The 16,842-nt window shown below is 69.7% G+C and carries 17 protein-coding genes and 1 tRNA gene; 6 read left to right on the forward strand and 12 right to left on the reverse strand.

What is annotated here, in order from left to right; all coding sequences use genetic code 11:
- Window positions 1–59: 59 nt before the first annotated feature.
- Window positions 60–1,220 (forward strand): OmpA family protein, encoded by a 1,161-nt coding sequence (locus tag ACFHNC_RS10890; RefSeq protein WP_437169242.1) that lies wholly within the window; start codon window positions 60–62, stop codon window positions 1,218–1,220.
- Window positions 1,221–1,230: 10 nt separating this feature from the next.
- On the opposite strand, the gene ACFHNC_RS10895 is transcribed toward ACFHNC_RS10890, so the two are convergent.
- Window positions 1,231–2,175, reverse strand: a complete 945-nt coding sequence (locus tag ACFHNC_RS10895; protein ID WP_437169243.1) for a hydrogen peroxide-inducible genes activator — start codon at window positions 2,173–2,175, stop codon at window positions 1,231–1,233.
- Window positions 2,176–2,291: 116 nt separating this feature from the next.
- On the opposite strand from ACFHNC_RS10895, the gene ACFHNC_RS10900 reads away from it, so the two are divergent.
- From ACFHNC_RS10900 to ACFHNC_RS10910, 3 genes are all read left to right on the forward strand, one after another.
- Window positions 2,292–2,867: a peroxiredoxin gene (locus tag ACFHNC_RS10900; protein ID WP_437169244.1), complete on the forward strand. Its 576-nt coding sequence runs from the start codon at window positions 2,292–2,294 to the stop codon at window positions 2,865–2,867.
- A 150-nt stretch (window positions 2,868–3,017) separates the two neighbouring features.
- Window positions 3,018–3,566 (forward strand): carboxymuconolactone decarboxylase family protein, encoded by a 549-nt coding sequence (locus tag ACFHNC_RS10905; RefSeq protein ID WP_437169245.1) that lies wholly within the window; start codon window positions 3,018–3,020, stop codon window positions 3,564–3,566.
- 79 nt (window positions 3,567–3,645) lie between these two features.
- Window positions 3,646–5,178: an EAL domain-containing protein gene (locus tag ACFHNC_RS10910; RefSeq protein ID WP_437169246.1), complete on the forward strand. Its 1,533-nt coding sequence runs from the start codon at window positions 3,646–3,648 to the stop codon at window positions 5,176–5,178.
- A gap of 199 nt (window positions 5,179–5,377) precedes the next feature.
- Here ACFHNC_RS10910 and ACFHNC_RS10915 read toward each other — a convergent pair whose 3' ends face one another.
- From ACFHNC_RS10915 to ACFHNC_RS10930, 4 genes are all read right to left on the reverse strand, one after another.
- A complete protein-coding gene (locus ACFHNC_RS10915; protein ID WP_437169247.1) occupies window positions 5,378–6,658 on the reverse strand; it encodes a TRAP transporter large permease in 1,281 nt (426 codons plus the stop codon).
- Window positions 6,659–6,665: 7 nt separating this feature from the next.
- The gene (locus ACFHNC_RS10920) at window positions 6,666–7,211 is read right to left on the reverse strand and encodes a TRAP transporter small permease (protein WP_437169248.1); all 546 of its coding nucleotides are present in this window, start codon (window positions 7,209–7,211) and stop codon (window positions 6,666–6,668) included.
- A complete protein-coding gene (gene dctP, locus ACFHNC_RS10925) occupies window positions 7,211–8,212 on the reverse strand; it encodes a TRAP transporter substrate-binding protein DctP (RefSeq protein ID WP_437169249.1) in 1,002 nt (333 codons plus the stop codon). The genes ACFHNC_RS10920 and dctP overlap by 1 nt, the downstream gene beginning before the upstream one ends.
- A 174-nt stretch (window positions 8,213–8,386) precedes the next feature.
- Window positions 8,387–8,461, reverse strand: a tRNA-Val gene (locus tag ACFHNC_RS10930).
- 118 nt (window positions 8,462–8,579) lie between these two features.
- Here ACFHNC_RS10930 and ACFHNC_RS10935 point away from each other — a divergent pair.
- Window positions 8,580–9,455, forward strand: coding sequence for an N-formylglutamate amidohydrolase (locus tag ACFHNC_RS10935; RefSeq protein WP_437169250.1), 876 nt, complete (start codon window positions 8,580–8,582; stop codon window positions 9,453–9,455).
- Between the two features lie 260 nt (window positions 9,456–9,715).
- On the opposite strand, the gene ACFHNC_RS10940 is transcribed toward ACFHNC_RS10935, so the two are convergent.
- The 6 genes from ACFHNC_RS10940 to ACFHNC_RS10965 form a co-directional block, all read right to left on the reverse strand.
- Window positions 9,716–10,507 carry a cache domain-containing protein gene (locus ACFHNC_RS10940; protein ID WP_437169251.1) on the reverse strand — a complete coding sequence of 264 codons (792 nt, stop codon included), beginning with the start codon at window positions 10,505–10,507 and terminating at the stop codon, window positions 9,716–9,718.
- Between the two features lie 73 nt (window positions 10,508–10,580).
- On the reverse strand, window positions 10,581–11,705 hold the full coding sequence (locus tag ACFHNC_RS10945; protein WP_437169252.1) for a CaiB/BaiF CoA transferase family protein: 1,125 nt from the start codon (window positions 11,703–11,705) through the stop codon (window positions 10,581–10,583).
- The gene (locus ACFHNC_RS10950) at window positions 11,705–12,868 is read right to left on the reverse strand and encodes an acyl-CoA dehydrogenase family protein (protein ID WP_437169253.1); all 1,164 of its coding nucleotides are present in this window, start codon (window positions 12,866–12,868) and stop codon (window positions 11,705–11,707) included. The genes ACFHNC_RS10945 and ACFHNC_RS10950 overlap by 1 nt, the downstream gene beginning before the upstream one ends.
- Before the next feature lie 53 nt (window positions 12,869–12,921).
- Window positions 12,922–13,503, reverse strand: coding sequence for a LysE family translocator (locus ACFHNC_RS10955; protein ID WP_437169254.1), 582 nt, complete (start codon window positions 13,501–13,503; stop codon window positions 12,922–12,924).
- 37 nt (window positions 13,504–13,540) lie between these two features.
- Window positions 13,541–13,939, reverse strand: a complete 399-nt coding sequence (locus ACFHNC_RS10960) for a hypothetical protein (protein WP_437169255.1) — start codon at window positions 13,937–13,939, stop codon at window positions 13,541–13,543.
- A 73-nt stretch (window positions 13,940–14,012) separates the two neighbouring features.
- The gene (locus ACFHNC_RS10965; protein WP_437169256.1) at window positions 14,013–15,479 is read right to left on the reverse strand and encodes an N-acyl-D-amino-acid deacylase family protein; all 1,467 of its coding nucleotides are present in this window, start codon (window positions 15,477–15,479) and stop codon (window positions 14,013–14,015) included.
- Between the two features lie 93 nt (window positions 15,480–15,572).
- Here ACFHNC_RS10965 and ACFHNC_RS10970 point away from each other — a divergent pair, with 93 nt between their 5' ends.
- On the forward strand, window positions 15,573–15,767 hold the full coding sequence (locus ACFHNC_RS10970; protein ID WP_437169257.1) for a hypothetical protein: 195 nt from the start codon (window positions 15,573–15,575) through the stop codon (window positions 15,765–15,767).
- On the opposite strand, the gene ACFHNC_RS10975 is transcribed toward ACFHNC_RS10970, so the two are convergent.
- The gene (locus ACFHNC_RS10975; protein WP_437169258.1) at window positions 15,764–16,783 is read right to left on the reverse strand and encodes a serine hydrolase domain-containing protein; all 1,020 of its coding nucleotides are present in this window, start codon (window positions 16,781–16,783) and stop codon (window positions 15,764–15,766) included. The two genes, ACFHNC_RS10970 and ACFHNC_RS10975, sit on opposite strands and share 4 nt — an antisense overlap.
- Window positions 16,784–16,842: the final 59 nt, after the last annotated feature.

Consider the following 16,842-nt stretch of genomic DNA (forward strand, 5'->3'; position numbering starts at 1 on the left):
CTGTTTCGCTTGTCTCACCAATCGGCCATGTTGCGGCCGGTGAGCAGGCGGGGATGGCAATGACGCAAATTGGTCGGGTGACGCTGGTTGGGCTCGCGGCACTGGCCGTGCCGGGCATGGCCAGCGCGCAGCCACGGCCCGCCCTCGCCCAGACCCCGCCCGGCTTCTACGCCGCAGCCGGAATTGGCGTGAACCAACCCCAATCCGCCGATGTCGAGGCCAGCGGCGCCATGCGGGGCGCCCTGCCCGGCCGCGGCACCGTGCGGTTCGAGCCGATGGCGATGGGGGTCGTCGCGCTCGGCTACGGCTTCGGCAACGGCATCCGGGTGGAGCTGGAGGGCAGCCTGCGCGCCAATGGGGTGGACCGCGCCAGCGCCGGGCCAGGCATCGCCCCGGTCACCGGCAGCCAGGGGCAGCTCTGGAACTGGGGGGTGATGGCGAATGCGCTGGTCGATGTCGATCTCGGCGCCGAGTGGATCCAGCCCTATTTCGGCGTCGGCCTCGGTTATGTCTGGTCGGAGGTGAAGGATTTCCGGGTGGCCAGCGTCGGCCAGCGCCTGGCGGTGGATGGTACGGAGGGGAATTTGGCCTACCAGGCCATCGCCGGCGCCGCCTTCCCGATCAGCGCCGTGCCGGGCCTGGCGGCCACGGCGGAATACCGCTTCATGGGCACCATGGAGCAGGATTTCGCGGCCAATCTGTTCACCACCGGCCGCCGCCGCAGCGCGCCCACCGCCGGGCGCGTGGAGATCAGCCCCTATCACCACGCGGTGCTGTTCGGCCTGCGCTATTCGCTTGGCGGCGCCGCGGAGCCGCCGCCGGCCGCGCCGGTGGCATTCGCCCCGCCGCCCATCTTCGCGCCCCCGCCCATCGCCGCGGCGCCCGCGCCCGTCACCCGCAGCTTCATCGTCTATTTCGGCCTGAACAGCACTAGCCTGACCGCCCGCGCCCGGCAGATCGTGGCCGAGGCCGCCCAGGCGGCGCGAACCGGCAGCGCGGTGATCGAGGTGGGTGGCCATACGGATACGGTGGGCAGCACCGCCGCTAACCAGCGCCTGTCCCGCCGCCGGGCGGAGGCCGTGGCCAGCGAATTGCGGCGCCAGGGAATCGCCCGCGACAGCATCGCCATCACCGCCTATGGCCAAACCCAGCTTGCGGTCGCCACCCGCGACGGGGTGCGGGAGCCGCGCAACCGGCGGGTGGAGATCGTCGTCCGATAGGGCACGGAAATCAGCGCCCGGCAGGCGCTTGCGCCAAGGCCGCCGCCACGGTCGGCGCCAGCCCGGCGAACTCGGCAGCGCGCGGGCTGCGTGGCCGCCAGGCGAGCGCAAGCATCCGCCCCGGCGCCGCGGCGCCATCCAGCCGGCGCACCTCCACCGGGCTGTTGCCCAGCACGCCGCCATCGATGGCCAGTTGCGGCAGCAGCGTGACGCCGAGATTGCCGGCAACCATCTGCACCAGCGTGTGCAGGCTGGTGGCGGCGAAGCCCTCCTCGCCGGAACCGGCCAGCCCGCGCGGCAGCCCGCAGGCGGCCTCCGCATGGGCGCGCAGGCAATGGCCATCCTCCAGGAGCAGCAGGCGTTCGCCAGCCAGGGCGCCGATGGGCACCGAATCGCGCTCGGCCAGATGGTGGCCACGCGGCAGGGCGACCCGAAACGGGTCCTCCGCCAAGGGCAGCGTCTCCATCGTGCCGGCGGCCGGCAGGGCCAGCAGCAGCAGGTCGAGCCGCCCGGCCTCCAGCCCCGCCACCAGCCGGTCCGTCAGATCCTCCCGCAGCCACAGCCGCAGGCGGGGGTAGGCGGCGCGCAAGGCGGGCATCAGCCGCGGCAGCAGGAAGGGGCTGATGGTCGGGATCACGCCCAGCCGCAGCGGGCCGGAATGCGGGTCCCGCGCCATTGCCGCGGTCTCCGCCACCGCCTCCAGCGCCGCGAGCGCCGTGCGGGCGCGGGCCACCAGTTCCAGGCCGAGCGGCGTGAAGACCGGGCGTTTCACCGCCGTGCCACGCTCCAGCAGCCCCGCCGCCAATTGCCGCTCCAGCGCGATCAGCCCGGCCGAGAGGGTGGATTGCGTGACGGCGCAGGCCGCCGCCGCCCTGCCGAAATGGCCGTGGTCGGCCAGCGCGACCAGGTAGCGAAGCTGCTGCGGGCTTGGCAGGTGCGGACTGGGGGGAAGCATGATCGATAAAACCGATTGAAACCTGGAAAACTATTCATTGGCACGTTTTGCTGCACTGCGCCATAGAAGCGTCGTGGCGGCGCAAGTCGCGAAAATCCTCCCCAGGAGACCACCCCATGCTGACCGTTGGCGACAAGTTCCCGGCCTTCAAGCTCACCGCCGTCAAGGGCGGCAAGGAAGGCCTGCTCGGCCCGGGCAAGTCCTTCACCGAGATCACGGAGACGACGGATGCCGGCAAGTGGAAGGTCGTGTTCTTCTGGCCGAAGGACTTCACCTTCATCTGCCCGACCGAAATCGCCGCCTTCGGCAAGCTGAACGGTGAGTTCTCCGACCGTGACACCGTGCTGTACGGTGCCTCGACCGATAGCGAGTTCGTGCACCTGAACTGGCGCGTCTACAACGAGGACATCCGCAACCTCGAAATCCCGATGCTGGCCGACACCAAGCGCGAGCTGTCCGCCGCACTCGGCATCCTGGACAAGGCCGAGGGCGTGCCGCTGCGCGCGACCTTCATCGTCGATCCGGAGGGCACGATCCAGTGGGCCGCCGTGAACGGCCTGAATGTCGGCCGCAACCCGCAGGAAGTGCTGCGCGTGCTCGACGCGTTGCAGACGGATGAGCTGTGCCCCTGCAACTGGGAGAAGGGCAAGGACGTCCTGAAGCCGCAGGAGCTGTTCGAAAAGGCGGCCTGATTTCATCGTTCACGCAGCCAGCCGCGACACCAAACCTGGCTGCATGAACGAACGGGGGGCAATCAGCCCCCCAGGCCGCAGTAGCCCCTCCGATCTCCCGTGCCGGCGGCACGGGGGTGTTTGATGCGCCAGATGCAAGGCACCTCCCCCATGTCCCTCGAAGCCATCCGCGCCCGCCTGCCCGACTACGCCAAGGACCTGAAGCTGAATCTCGGATCGCTGGCCACCGAGCCCGTCCTGAACCAGCAGCAGCGCGCCGGCACTTTCGTCGCCTCCGCCATCGCCAGCCGCAATGCGGAGCTGACCGCCGCGCTGGTCGCCGAATTCGGCGCGCAGCTCTCGCCGGAGGCGCTGACCGCCGCCAAGGCCGCGGCCGCCATCATGGGCATGAACAACGTCTACTACCGCTTCACCCACCTGGTGGGCGGTGACTACGCCAACATGCCGGCCAAGCTGCGCATGAATGTCATGGCCAAGCCGGGTGTCGAGAAGGCGGATTTCGAGCTGTGGTCGCTCGCCGTCTCCGCCATCAATGGCTGCGGCATGTGCATGGAAAGCCATGAGAAGATCGTGCTGCATGGCGGCCTGAGCAAGGAACAGGTGCAGGCCGCGGTCCGCATCGCCGCCGTGGTGCACGCCACCGCTGCGACGCTGGATGCCGAGGATGCCGTGGCGAACGAGGTTCGCGCCGCCGCCTGAGACCAGAAGGCCGCGCCGCAGAGGCGGCGCGGCCTCCGCGCAAACGGTTTCGCAACACCCGCGCCGCTAGACTGCGGCGATGCCTCAGCCCCGCTCCTTCATCGACCGCGAGCGATTCGTCGCCTTCGCCTTTGCCGCAGCGGATCTGCTGGTTGAAGTCGGCGGCGATGGGCGGATCGGCTTCGCCGCCGGCGCGTTTCGCGCCCGCTTCGGACAAACCCCGGAAAGCCTCATCGGCAGCGACCCGGTTCGCCTCATCGCGCCCGAGGACCGCGCCGCCTTCGCCACCGCGCTGGCGCTGCTGCCCGGCCGCGGCCGCCTGGCGCCCACCGCCTTCCGCCTGGCGGATGCCGAGCGCACGCCCTTCGCCATCTCCGGCCTGCACATCATGTCCGCGGATACCCAGGCCCGGCTGTGCCTGTGCTTCTCCCCCCTGCCCGCACCGCCCGACCTGCGCCCCGCCGATGGTCCCGCCCTGCTGCGGGAGGCCGAGCAGCGCCAGCGCGCCGGCGAGGCGGACCGGCTGGCCCTGGTCGACCTCGGCACGGCCTGTTCCGCCGCCACCGAAACCCTCGAACGCGCCCTGCGCGAGGAGGCGGGGGCAGCGGTGCTGACCGCCGAACTCGCGCCCGGTCGCTACGGCCTGCTGCCGGGCGAGGGCCAGAAGCTGCCCGAGCTTGGCGCGCTCGCCCGGCGACTGGAGGAGCTTCTGGGCACGGAGGCCGGCAGCGTTGCCATCACCACCATCCCGCTGGCGGGTGACGGGCTGACACCGGCCCAGGCGGCCCGTGCCCTGCGCCACGGGCTGGCCACCTTCGTCCGCCTGGGCGCCAATGGAATCCGCAGCGCCGGCTTCGAGGATGGCCTGTCCGGCGTGGTGGCCAAGGTGACGGAAAGGGCTGGCGTGCTGCGGCGGATCATCGCCGGGCACAGATTCCGCCTGGACTACCAGCCCATCGTCCACCTCGCCACGCGCCGCCTGCATCACCACGAGGCATTGCTCCGGCTGGAGCCCGGGGTGCTGGCGCCCGGCGAAGGGCCGCAGGAATTCGTCTCCCTGGCCGAGACGATCGGGCTGACGGAGGATCTGGATCTTGCGGTGGCCGCCATGGCGATGGCGGCCGCGTCGGCGATCCCGGATGGGCGGCACATCGCCTTCAACATCTCGGGCCTTTCCGCCCAGTCCGCCAGCTTCCGCCACCGCCTGAATGTGCTGCTGAACCGCGACCCGCACGGCGCAAGGCGCGTGATGGTGGAACTGACCGAGAGTGTGGAGATCGAGGATGAAGCCGCCGCATCCGTCACGCTGCGCGGCCTGCGCGACCGGGGCGTGCCGATCTGCATCGATGATTTCGGCGCCGGCGCCGCGGCCTTCCGCTACCTAAAATCCTTCCCGGCGGATTTCGTGAAGGTCGATGGCAGCTATGTGCAGGCGGCGCTGACCAGCGAACGCGACCGCAGCTTCGTCGCCGCCATGGTGGACCTGTCGCTGGCCGTCGGCGCCCAGGTGGTGGCGGAGCGGATCGAGACGGAGGAAGCGGCCCGGGTGATGCAGGACCTCGGCGTGCATTTCGGCCAGGGCTGGCTGTTCGGCAAGCCCGGGCCATTGTAGCGCACGGCGCTGGTCACCTGATACCAAATCCCATTGAGCGGAACCTGCGGCCGGCGGCGCCGGCCGAGCGGCCGAATGGCCGCCGCCGCACATGCGGCGAGCCAAGCGAAGCGCTGGCGCCTGAAGGCAGATCGGTTACGATCTGCGGGATTTGGTATGATTCAGACTTTTCGGTGATTCCACCTCAAGTCATCACGCTCTACCCGCCGTAGCCCGCCACGCGCGGCAGCCACAACGCGATGTCCGGGAAGGCGATCAGCATGGCCGTGCCGAAGGCCAGCATCAGCATGTAGGGCAGGATGGAGCGGTTGATCTCGCCCAGCGGTGCGCCGGTGATGGCCTTGATGACCACCAGGTTCAGCGCCACAGGCGGCGTGATCAGCGCCATCTCCAGGCTCAGCGTCAGCAGGATACCGTACCAGACCTTGTCGATGTCCAGCACATCGAGCAGCGGCAGGATGGCCGGCATGGTCAGCAGGATGATGGAGAAGCTCTCCAGCACCAGGCCGAGTAGAAATAGCAGCAGCATCATCGCGATCAGGAACCCGATACGCGAAAGGCCGAAATCCGCGACCAGCTGGGTCAGCTCCTGCGGCACGCGCAGCTTGGTCAGCATGTAGCCATAGATGGCCGCGCCGGCGATGATCAGCAGCAGCATGGCGGAAGTCCGCGTCGCCTCCTGCACCCCATGCACCAGGTCGCGCCAGGTCAGCGTGCGGTAGATCAGGGCTGCGATCAGCAGGGCGTAGATGGTGCCGGTGCCGGCCGCCTCCGTCGCGGTGAAGACGCCGAGATAGATGCCACCCAGCACGAAGATCGGCAGCGACAGCGACCAGCCGGCGCGGGCGAGTGCCAGGTGCACCGCCTCCGGCGGCGGCTCATCCGCCGGCACGCGGGCCTTGCCTTCGGTGATGAAGCAGTAGGTGGCGAACATCAGCGCCATCAGCAGGCCGGGGATCAGCCCCGCCAGGAACAGCGCGGCGACGGAGGTCTCCGTCACATAGGCATACAGCACCATGGGGGCCGAGGGCGGGATCAGGATGCCCAGCGTGCCGCCGCCCGCCACCACGCCGAAGGCGCCGCGGCGGGACATGCCGTAGCGCAGCATCTGCGGGATCGCGATCTTACCGATGGTGAGCGCGGTGGCGACGGAGCTGCCGCTGATGGCGGCGAAGATGGTGCAGGCCGCGACCGTGGCGATGCCGACCCCGCCGCGCACCCGCCGCAGCAGGGCGAAGGCGGCGTTGTAGAGGTCGATCACGACCTTCCCGCGCACCATGATGTGCGCCATCAGCATGAACAGCGGAATGGCGACCAGCAGGTAGCCATCCAGCTTGCCGATCACCATCTCGCCGACCGCGGGTATCCCGCCCTCCACGGCATACAGCACCGCCAGCGGCAGCAGGAACAGCGCCGCGAACATCGGCATGCCGAGCCACAGCAGGGTGATCAGCGCGCCCAGCAGCAGGAAGAATGTCACGCCAGATCTACTCCGCCCGCGCCAGGGGGTCGCGCGGCATTTCGTTATCGTCCTGGGCCGGCAGGTGGGCCGGCTCCGCGCCCAGCAGAAGCAGCAGGGACTGGCAGGCGGCGACCAGCAGCAGCAGTGCAGCGCCGACTGGCATCAGCGCCTGGATCCACCAGACGGGCACGCCTTCAACCTCCGTCATGATGCCAACCATCCGGCTGAAGGATACCATCTCGATCCCCGCATCCAGCAGCAGCGCCGCGACCAGTGCGACGGAAAGCGTGCCGACCAGATGCACCACCCGCACCATGCGCGGGCCGAGCCGGTTGCGGGCGACATCGACGCCGATATGTTCGAAGCGTCGCTGCACCTCGGGTGCTGCGAGCATCACCACGCCCACCACCAGCCAGCCGGCCACCTTGTCCGTCCAGGGTTCCGGCTGGCCGAGCAGGTAGCGCATGCCGACGGCGTAGCCGACCAGCGCGACGCAGCACAGGGTCAGCACGCCACCCAACGCGCCGGCGGAGCGCGCCAGAAGGGCGACGGCGCGCTCCACCGCGCGCATCAAGCGGTCGGGATGTTGCGCAGAAGCTCGACCACGCGCGGGCCGCCTTCCGGTGCCAGGCGATTGAAGGCGGTGAGCACCGGCGGCTGCATCGCCGCCTGCCAGGTGGCGGCTTCCGCCGCGGTCTGCTCATGGATGGTCATGCCGCGTTCGCGCAGCGTGACCAGCGCGGCGGTCGCGGTATCCTCCGTGATCTGCATCTGGTCCTGCTCCGCCTTGCGGGCGGCGGCCTCGATCGCGGTGCGGTGCGCGGGCGCCAGGCCGTTGAACCAGCGCGGGTTCACATAGACATGGCTGATGACGGAAAAATACGGCGCGACGGTGCCGAACTTCTGGATTTCGTAGTAGCGGCGGGACACGGCGGCGGAGATGTCGGTCAGCCCCGCATCCAGCACACCCGATTGCAGCGCCTGGGACACTTCCGGCCCCGGCATGGCGGACGGCGCGGCGCCGACGGCGGACAGCGCGTGGTCGGTCAGCGCGTTCAGGCCGCGAATCTTCAGGCCCTGGAAATCGGCCAGGTTGATGATCGGCTTGCTGTTGGAGGTGAAGATGCTCTGCCGCGTGGTGTAGAGCCACATCAGGTTCACCACGGCGCGGCGGGCAAGCTGCGCTTCCAGGAACTTCGCGGCGTCACTGCCGGGGAAGCGGCGGATGCGGGCGAAATCGGTGAACAGGTAGGGGATGGTCGGCGCGTTCATCTCCGGGATGGTGGTGCCCCACTGGAAATTCACCGCCGCCGCCGCCTCGAAGGCGCCGCGGGCCACGCCGGGGAAGTTCTCGCCGGCCCGGGCAAGCTGCTGCGCCGGGAAGACCTGCACCGCCACTTCGCCATTGCTGCGCGCCTTCACATCCTCGGCGAAGGCCGCGATGACGGTGGCATTGTGGTGCGAGGGCGGGAACTGGTGCGACAGGCGCATCGTCACCGCGGCCTGCGCCGAGGCAAGGCGCGGCAGGGCCGGCGTGGCGAGAGCGGCGGCGAGCAGATGGCGGCGGCGCATGGCGAAGGATCCCCCAGGTGATTTGGCCGGATGGCAGAGCGGGGGCGGACCATGACCGCAGAGCGTTACGCCGGTCAACCATCTGGCGAACTAAAATAACGGCGCCGCAAGGCGGCCTGCCATGATCGGGCGCCGTCGAGCGTGCAATGGCCACACAGACAAAGGGAGACTGGATGGTGGGCGCGACAGGGATTGAACCTGTGACCCCCGCCGTGTCAAGGCGATGCTCTACCGCTGAGCTACGCGCCCATCCAGGGATCGGTGAGATAGCCAAGCGCGGTCCCGGACGCAACCCCGTCTTCCTCGCCGCGGTGCAGATGATGTGGGATGACAATGCGCCCCCCCCTGTGGCTTGATCGCGCCAACGATGGACCTGCCTCTTCCCGCCACCACCCTGATGCCGGAGCTGCCGCCTTTCGAGGTGGTGCGGCCGGAGCGGCAGACCGTGCCCCTGGTCTTCGCCTCCCCCCATAGTGGCGCGCATTACAGTGCGGCCTTCCTGGCGGAGGCACGGCTGGATGCCACCGCGCTGCGCCGCAGCGAGGACAGCTTCGTCGATGAGTTGTTCGCCGCCGCCCCCGCCCATGGCGCGCCGCTGCTGACGGCCACCTTCCCACGCGTGTTCTGCGACGCGAATCGGGAGCCGTGGGAGTTGGACCCCGGCATGTTCGACGGCCCCCTGCCCGCCTGGGTGAACAGCGCCAGCCCGCGCGTTGGCGCAGGCCTCGGCACCATCGCCCGCGTGGTGGCGAGCGGCGAGCCGGTGTATCGCCACAAGCTGGCCTTTGCCGAGGCGGAGGCGCGGGTGCGGCGCTACTGGCAGCCCTATCACGCGGCGCTGGCCGCGCTGATCGCGGAAACGCGCGCGACCTTCGGCTGCTGCCTGCTGATCGATTGCCATTCCATGCCGGCGCATCCGGCGCATGGCGCCAATCCGGCGGATTTCGTGCTGGGCGACGCGCATGGCACCGCCTGCGCCCCGCGCGCGACACGGCTGGTGGAGGAAACCTTGGGCGGCATGGGCTACAGCACCCGCCGCAACGACCCCTATGCCGGCGGCTACATCACCCGCCATTACGGCCGGCCGCGGGAGGGGGTGCACGCGCTGCAGATCGAGATCGCGCGCGGCCTGTACATGAACGAGGCGCGGGTGGAGCGGGCGCCGGGGATGCAGGCGCTGACACGCGATCTCAGCCGGCTGATCGGGGCGCTGGCCCGCGCCGACTGGAGCGCGCTGCGCTAGCCAGACCCTGATCCTTCCATCCCCGCCGCAGCCTGCGGACGAAAAAAAAGGCGGTCCCTTGCGGGACCGCCGAGTTTAGGGAGGAAACGTCCAAGAAAGACAGACAACCCGGCGACGCCGTGTTGCTGCGATGCACAATCTAGAGCGCCGCACCGAGCCCCACAAGGGGTTTTTTGCAGTGCAGCATGATCGGAATGTTGCATTGCACCCATGCTGGTTGCGCATGGTTTGGCATGCCAGACGCACGTCAACGGCAGGTCTCAGGCCGTACGCAGCACCAGGGAATTCCGTAGCGGCTTCAACAGGACCATCACCGGCCGCCCCTCCATCCGGGCCGCCTGCGGTGCGGGCGCTTCGGTCAGCGCGGCGCGAACCGCGTCATCGCCCGCCATGCGCCGGAATCCATCGGTCGCGCCCAGGGTGGCGATGGCACCCGGCCGCACCGCATGCACGGCGATGCCCAGGCCGGTGGCCTCGCGGATGCGGTTGAGCTGGGTGGCGTTGAATACCGTGGCGGCATTCAGGACGCCGACAACCTGCCCCGCCTGCATCACCGGCACGATGGCAGCCACGCCGGTGCCGGTCGCAAGCTGCTCGATACCGCCACCCTCCCGGTTGTCCTGCAGCGAGGCCATGATATCGCGGCGGCGGGCGGAGACGTCGTCGTTGAAGCTGGTGGGCGCATGGGCACGCGCCAGCGCAATGCCAGGCGGCACGATGACGGAGGTGTTGGTGACATCGCCGTTGCGGCGCAGCGCCTCGAAGGCGGGGGCGAAGGCGGCCAGCATCGCCGTGCGGTCCCGGGCGGCTGCTGCCGCCTGCACCTGGGGCAGCGCCGCCAGGGCGCGCGCCAGGATGAGCTGGCGCTGCTGTTCATCAGCCAGCGCCCGGTCCAGCGCCGCCTCGCCCGCCGCCAGCGCCAGCGTCACCGAGGCGGCTTGCCGGTCCCGCATGGTCCACCAGGACCAGCCGGACAATGTGAGGCAGGCCAGCAGCGCCGCCGCGGCGAAGGCGGCGCCAAGTTGCAGGCGAATGCTGGCGAGGCGTTGCATCGATCGGCTCTCCGGGAAGGTCGCCCGGAACATAACGGCCAATGACTGACTTCTCGTGAACGATGCCGCCGTCTCAGCCGGGCGTGAACTCCGCGCGAATCGCCGCGGAATGCGCGCCGAGCGCCGGCACCGGGCCGTATTGCCGCGGCGCCCCGGCCAGACGCGCCGCCGGCGCCGCCACCGGCACCGGGCCGCCCGGCGTTTCCACCACCAGGCGCCGCAAGGCCGGGTGGTTTGCCAGTTCCGCCACGCCATTGACGAAGCCATAGGCGATGCCCGCCGCGTTCAGCCGCGCCGCCGCCGCATCGCGTGGCAGCGTTGCGAAGGTCTTGCCGAGATGCGCATCGACCGCCGGGCGATTGGCCACGCGTTCATTGTTGCTGCGCCAGCCGGGCTCCGCGGGCAGGCCGGGCTGGGCCAGGAAGCCGCCGCAGAAGGCGGCCCATTCGCGTTCGTTCTGGATCGAGATCAGCACCAGCGCGCCGTCCGAGGTCTCGAAGGCGCCGTAGGGGCAGATGGAGGGATGCGCCAGGCCGACACGGGCGGGTGCCTTTCCGGTGCCCTCGAAGTACAGCAGCGGCACATTCATCCAGTCCGCCATGCCGTCGAACAGCGACACGGCGATGCCGGTGCCTTGGCCGGTGATGGACCGCGCGATCAGCGCCTCCAGCACCGCCGCATGGGCGTTCATGCCGCAGGCGATATCCACCACGGAAACGCCGACGCGCCCCGGCCCGGCCGGGTGCCCGGTGATGGAGGCCAGCCCCGATTCCGCCTGCACCAGAAGGTCGTAGGCCTTCATCGCGGCGTAGTCGCCCTCCTCGCCATAGCCGGAGATATCGACGGTGATCAGCCGCGGATGCTTTTGGCGAAGGTCCGCGCTGCCGAAGCCGGCACGCGCCATGGCGCCGGGGGCGAGGTTCTGGATGAAGACATCCGCCTTCGCCAGGATGCGGGCGAGCAGCGCCTTGTCATCCGGCTGCTTGATGTCCAGCACCAGGGATTCCTTGCCCCGGTTGAGCCAGACGAAATAGCTGGATTGCCCGGCCGCCGCGGTGTCGTAGCCGCGCGCGAAGTCGCCCTCCGCACGTTCGATCTTGATGACGCGGGCACCGGCATCGGCAAGCTTCACGGAGCAGGTCGGCGCCGCGACGGCCTGTTCCATGGAGACGACGAGAAGGCCTTCGAGCGGGCGCATCAGTAGCTCCGCGGCATGCCGAGCACGTGTTCGCCGATGTAGCTCAGGATCAGGTTCGTGCTGATCGGCGCCACCTGATACAGCCGCGTCTCGCGGAATTTTCGCTCGATGTCGTATTCCTCGGCGAAGCCGAAGCCGCCATGGGTATTCACGCAGGCCTCGCCGGCGGCCCAGCTCGCCTCGGCGGCGAGCATCTTGCCCATATTCGCTTCTTCGCCGCAGTTCTCGCCGCGCTCGAACTTCGCCAGGCCCTTCTGCACGATGGCCTCAGCGGCGCGCATCTGGGCGTAGGCCTTGGCGATGGGAAATTGCACGCCCTGGTTCTGGCCGATCGGGCGGCCGAACAGCACGCGTTCCTTGGCATAGGCGGCCGACCGCGCGGTGAACCACTTGGCGTCGCCGATGCACTCCGCGGCGATCAGCAGGCGTTCGGCGTTCATGCCGTCCAGGATGTAGCGGAAGCCCTTGCCCTCAGTGCCGAGCAGGTTTTCCGCCGGCACTTCCATATTGTCGAAGAACACCTCGCAGGAATTGTGGTTCATCATGGTGCGGATCGGGCGGATGGTGAGGCCTTTCGCGGTCCGCATGTCCACGATGAAGGTGGACAGCCCCTCGGTCTTCTTCGCCACCTGGTCGCGCGGCGTGGTGCGGGCCAGCAGCAGCATCAGGTCGGAATGCTCGGCGCGGCTGGTCCAGATCTTCTGGCCGTTGATGATGTATTTGTCGCCCTCGCGTCGGGCGGTGGTGCGCAGCGCGGTGGTGTCCGTGCCGCTGGTGGGTTCCGTGACGCCGAAGGCCTGCAGGCGCAGCTTGCCCTCCGCAATGGCGGGCAGGTACTGCGCCTTCTGGGCCTGGCTGCCATGCCGCAGGATGGTGCCCATGATGTACATCTGGGCGTGGCAGGCGGCGCCGTTGCAGCCGCTCGCCTGGATCTCCTCCAGGATCGCCGCGGCGCCCGAAAGGGGCAGGCCGGCGCCGCCGAACTCCTCGGGGATCAGCGCGGCCAGATAGCCGCTTTCGGTCAGCGCATTGACGAATTCGGTGGGGTAACCGCGCCGGCTGTCCAGCTCCCGCCAGTATTCGCCGGGAAAGCGCGCGCAGAGCTTCCGGACTTCCTCCCGGATCTCGGCATGCGGATCGGTGGCGGACTGGTGCATGTCCATTCGCTGGTTCTCCCGGTGCTGCCGCCGGAATTAGGGCGTGAAGGCCGCCCCGTCTACCGGAGCATGGGAACCAGGCTCGCCACCAGCAGCACCGCCATGGTGACGTTGAAGGCGCGCAGCCGGCCCGGGCTGCGCAGCAGGCGGCCTGCCGAGACGCCGATGCCGGCCCAGACCAGCAGGCACGGCATGGTGATGGCCAGGAAGACCAGGGAGATCGCCAGAACCTGCGGCAGCATCGGCTCCCCGGGCCGGGTGAAGGCCGGCACCACGGCGGCGGCGATCATCCAGGCCTTCGGGTTCACCCATTGGAACAGCGCACCGCCGACGAAGCCCAAAGGCGGCCGGGCCGGGCCGGCTTCGGGTGGCGGCGCGCTGGCGATCTTCCACGCCAGCCACAGCAGCCAGGCCGCGCCGGCCCAGCGCAGCACCTCATGCAGCGTGCGGCTGGCCAGCAGCGGCCCGGCGAGGCCCAGGCCGACCAGCAGGATCATGCCGCCGAAGCCCACGGTGATGCCCAGCATATGCGGCAGCACTCGCCGCAGCCCGTGGCCGGCGGCGGCGGCGACCATCAGCACATTCGGCCCCGGCGTGACCGAGGAGGCGATGGCAAAACCAAGGAGCGGCAACCAATCCATGTCCGGATCGTGACAGCATGGCTGACCCGATGAAAGCTCAGTTGGCGGAAAGCGCCATGCGGATGGCGATGGCCTGCACCACCAGCCCGTCATGCCGCAAATCGGCGGTCGCGGTCAGCACCTGGTCATCGCTGCGGCGGGCGCGGAAGCGGCAGGATTCGGCCACCGAGTCCTGCCGCACCGCCTCGCATTGGAAGCCGTATTGCCGCAACTGTTCCGCCAGCGGCCCCAGATTGCTGCCGGGCGGGTGGGCCGCCTGCAGGTCCCGCTCCAGCCGCTCCGCGCCGGTCCGCGGGCCGGCCTTCACATAGGGCTCCATCCCCGGACGGGCGGTGAAACCACCGCTAAACATCTGCGCGCCGAGCGCCAGCGCGCCCAGCATCAGCGCCGCCACGATCAGCGCATTGCGCGCCGTGCGCGGCCGCGGTCCAGGCATGGCCGGAGGCGGCGCCGCCGCAACAATCGCCGGCGCCGGCTGGTACCAGGTGCGCGGCCGCGGCGTGGCCGGGTCAGGCGCGATGGCGCGTCACCAGCCGGCCCGGCTTTTCGCCGGTGGCCCCGCCCTGGTTGCCGAACCCGGCGCGGAAGGTGGGCACACCATTGGCCCAGACTTCCTCAATGCCGATGGAGGGCAGGGTCGGCGTATCGAAGGTTGCGGCGTCGATCACCGTGGCGGGGTCGAACAGCACGAGATCGGCATAGGCGCCTTCCGCCAGCACGCCGCGATCGACGATGCCATAGGCCTCCGCGCAGCGGCCAGTCATCTTGTGGACGGCCGTCTCCAGCGAGAACAGGCCGACATCGCGCACGTAATGTCCCAGCACGCGCGGGAAGGTGCCCCACAGGCGGGGATGCGGGTGGGCATCGTGCGGGATGCCATCAGAGCCGATCATGGACAGCGGATGCGCCATGATCCGCCGCACATCCTCCTCATCCATCTGGAAGCTGATCTGGCCCGCAGGGGTCAGGCGCTCGGCGGCGGCCCTGATGTCGCTGTTCCAGCCGCGGGCAATGTCGTGCAGATACTTGCCGGCCATCTCCGGGTGCGGCACGGACCAGGTGATCATCACCTTCACATCGTCACGCAGCCGGTCCGGCATCAGCACGGTGGAGCCGGCCGGATAGGGATAGACGTCGTAGGCCACTTCCTGCGTCCGGGCGTATTCGGCGATCAGCGGCAGGGTCTGGGTGGAGCGGCCGAAATTCTCCGGCAGCGAGCATTTGTGGTGGCTGATCTGCACGCCGACGCCGGCCCGCTTGCCGATCTTCATCGTCTCCTCGATCGAGGCCAGGACCTTGTCCGCCTCGTCGCGCATGTGGGTGGAATACAGGCCGCCGGTGGTGCGCAGCGCCTCCGCCACCGCAATCACCTCTTCCGTCGTCGCATGCTTGTTCGGGTCGTAGTAGAGGCCGGTGGAGAAGCCGGAGGCACCCTCGGCCAGCGCCTGCTTCAGGCGCTGGTGCATGTGGTGGATTTCGCGATCATTGGCCGGGCGGGCGACGTCGCCATCCATGGCCTCCACCCGCATGGTCTGGTGGCCGACCAGGGCGTAGGTGTTGACCTCGCTGCCCTGCTTGCGGAGCGCCTCGGCATAGTCGCCGAAATCGCCGAAGCGCCACCAGCCTTCCGCGCCGATCAGATCCAGCGGCGGCGGCGGCATGCGCTTGAAACGGGCCGGCGAGAGCGAAACGCCGCAGCAGCCGACCACCACGGTGGTGACGCCCTGGCTGGTCTTGCAGGTGGTGCATTGCGGGCCGCAGAGCACGGCGCGATCGTCATGGGTGTGGGCGTCGATGAATCCGGGTGCGACGGCACGGCCACTGGCCCTGACTTCACGATCCGCCGTGGCGCCGCCGAGGTCGCCGATGCCGGCGATGCGGTCGCCCTTCACGCCGATATCCCCGGTGCGGCGCGGGCCGCCGGTGCCGTCGATGAGCGTGGCGTCGCGGATGATCAGGTCGCAGCGGAGCGCCATGCGTCGGGTTCCTTCGGTTGGGCCTGGCCGATCATGCCAAGCCGCGGGACTTCGCGAAAGGGAGCCAGGCCCCGCGCCGCGCGTTCAGGCTGCATGACCCAGGACAAACCGAAGCTTCCCACCGGCGCCGCCGAGCGCATGAACAGCGCCGACCCCGCCAGCAAGGACACCGCCGCCAAGGTCCAGCAGGGCGGAACGACGCAGAACCCGGACGCGAAGGTGCCGTCCGACCTGTATCCGAACCCGCCAGGGGTGACGGACCAGACGAAGGGTGCGCCGGATGATTAAGCGCCCTCGGTAAACGCCGGCAGGATGCCCTCTACCAGCAAGGCGTGTCGGGTCTGCACCTGGCCGCGCACCCTGGGCACATCGGCGTCCGAGGTCATCACCACCGTCAGCCCCAGCGCCGGCAGCAGGTACAGCATCTGCCCGCCATAGCCCCAGGCGAACAGCACACGCTGGCCGCGCGCCTCCGCGATCCACCAGCCGAGGCCATACATCTGGCCGGACCAGGCGGAACGCGCCCGCGACACCCAGGCCTGGCGCAGGAAGGCCTCCGGGATCACCTGCCGGCCCTCATGCCGCCCGCCATTGCGGCAGCACTCGCCGAAATCGAGCAGCGCCTGGGGCGAGAGCGCCATCTCATTGCCGCCGAAATGCAGGCCCTGCGGGTCCCGTGTCCAATCCGGCACGCCGTGGCCGAGCGGGCGGAACAGCCAGTCCTGCGCCAGGTCGCGCACGCTGTGGCGGCTGGCGCGGGCCAGCACGGCGGCCAGGATGTGGGATGTGCCGGTGGAATAGAGCATCCGCCCGTCCGGCTCATCCACCATCGGCCGGCCCAGCGCGAAGGCCACCCAGTCCCGGCTGCTGACCCAGCGGCCGTAATTCGCGCCCGAAGTCGGCTCCAGCCCCGCCTGCATCGACAGGAGATTCCCCAGCGTGATGCGGCGCACCGCGGGGTCCGCATCGCGCGGGATGCGGTTGCCGAGGATCGGCGCCACCGGCTGGTTCAGCCCCTCCAGCACCCCACGCTCGATGGCGATGCCGGCGAGCATGGCGAGAATGGTCTTGGAGGCGGATTTGATGTTCGTCGGCCGGTCCAGCGCAGCGCCGCGGAACACCCGCTCCAGCACCGGCATGCCGTGCTGGGCGATGATCAGGCTGCGAAGGCCGGGCGTTTCGGCAGCCAGGCCGAGGGCGGGTGCGAGGCGGCCGGCTACGGGGCCAGGCTGCGCCCGCGGCGCCGGGGTAGCGAGCAGGAGCAGGCCGCCCGCGAGCGCGGCGCGTCGGGTCGTCTGGGTCATGGTTCAGGAAGTGGGGGCGGCCTCCGCCGGACCAAGGGCGGCGGAGGCTGCGGTTACAC

Origin of the sequence: Falsiroseomonas sp. E2-1-a4 (genome assembly GCF_051433165.1) — a bacterium.
Lineage (GTDB): Bacteria > Pseudomonadota > Alphaproteobacteria > Acetobacterales > Acetobacteraceae > Falsiroseomonas.

Excerpts from the sequence above, each read along its gene's own strand:
- ACFHNC_RS10890 (WP_437169242.1), top strand. The coding sequence starts at position 60 with ATGACGCAAATTGGTCGGGTGACGCTGGTTGGGCTCGCGGCACTGGCC.
- ACFHNC_RS10895 (WP_437169243.1), bottom strand. The coding sequence starts at position 2,175 with ATGCTTCCCCCCAGTCCGCACCTGCCAAGCCCGCAGCAGCTTCGCTAC.
- ACFHNC_RS10900 (WP_437169244.1), top strand. The coding sequence starts at position 2,292 with ATGCTGACCGTTGGCGACAAGTTCCCGGCCTTCAAGCTCACCGCCGTC.
- ACFHNC_RS10905 (WP_437169245.1), top strand. The coding sequence starts at position 3,018 with ATGTCCCTCGAAGCCATCCGCGCCCGCCTGCCCGACTACGCCAAGGAC.
- ACFHNC_RS10910 (WP_437169246.1), top strand. The coding sequence starts at position 3,646 with ATGCCTCAGCCCCGCTCCTTCATCGACCGCGAGCGATTCGTCGCCTTC.
- ACFHNC_RS10920 (WP_437169248.1), bottom strand. The coding sequence starts at position 7,211 with ATGCGCGCGGTGGAGCGCGCCGTCGCCCTTCTGGCGCGCTCCGCCGGC.
- dctP (WP_437169249.1), bottom strand. The coding sequence starts at position 8,212 with ATGCGCCGCCGCCATCTGCTCGCCGCCGCTCTCGCCACGCCGGCCCTG.
- ACFHNC_RS10935 (WP_437169250.1), top strand. The coding sequence starts at position 8,580 with ATGGACCTGCCTCTTCCCGCCACCACCCTGATGCCGGAGCTGCCGCCT.
- ACFHNC_RS10940 (WP_437169251.1), bottom strand. The coding sequence starts at position 10,507 with ATGCAACGCCTCGCCAGCATTCGCCTGCAACTTGGCGCCGCCTTCGCC.
- ACFHNC_RS10945 (WP_437169252.1), bottom strand. The coding sequence starts at position 11,705 with ATGCGCCCGCTCGAAGGCCTTCTCGTCGTCTCCATGGAACAGGCCGTC.
- ACFHNC_RS10950 (WP_437169253.1), bottom strand. The coding sequence starts at position 12,868 with ATGGACATGCACCAGTCCGCCACCGATCCGCATGCCGAGATCCGGGAG.
- ACFHNC_RS10955 (WP_437169254.1), bottom strand. The coding sequence starts at position 13,503 with ATGGATTGGTTGCCGCTCCTTGGTTTTGCCATCGCCTCCTCGGTCACG.
- ACFHNC_RS10960 (WP_437169255.1), bottom strand. The coding sequence starts at position 13,939 with ATGCCTGGACCGCGGCCGCGCACGGCGCGCAATGCGCTGATCGTGGCG.
- ACFHNC_RS10965 (WP_437169256.1), bottom strand. The coding sequence starts at position 15,479 with ATGGCGCTCCGCTGCGACCTGATCATCCGCGACGCCACGCTCATCGAC.
- ACFHNC_RS10970 (WP_437169257.1), top strand. The coding sequence starts at position 15,573 with ATGACCCAGGACAAACCGAAGCTTCCCACCGGCGCCGCCGAGCGCATG.
- ACFHNC_RS10975 (WP_437169258.1), bottom strand. The coding sequence starts at position 16,783 with ATGACCCAGACGACCCGACGCGCCGCGCTCGCGGGCGGCCTGCTCCTG.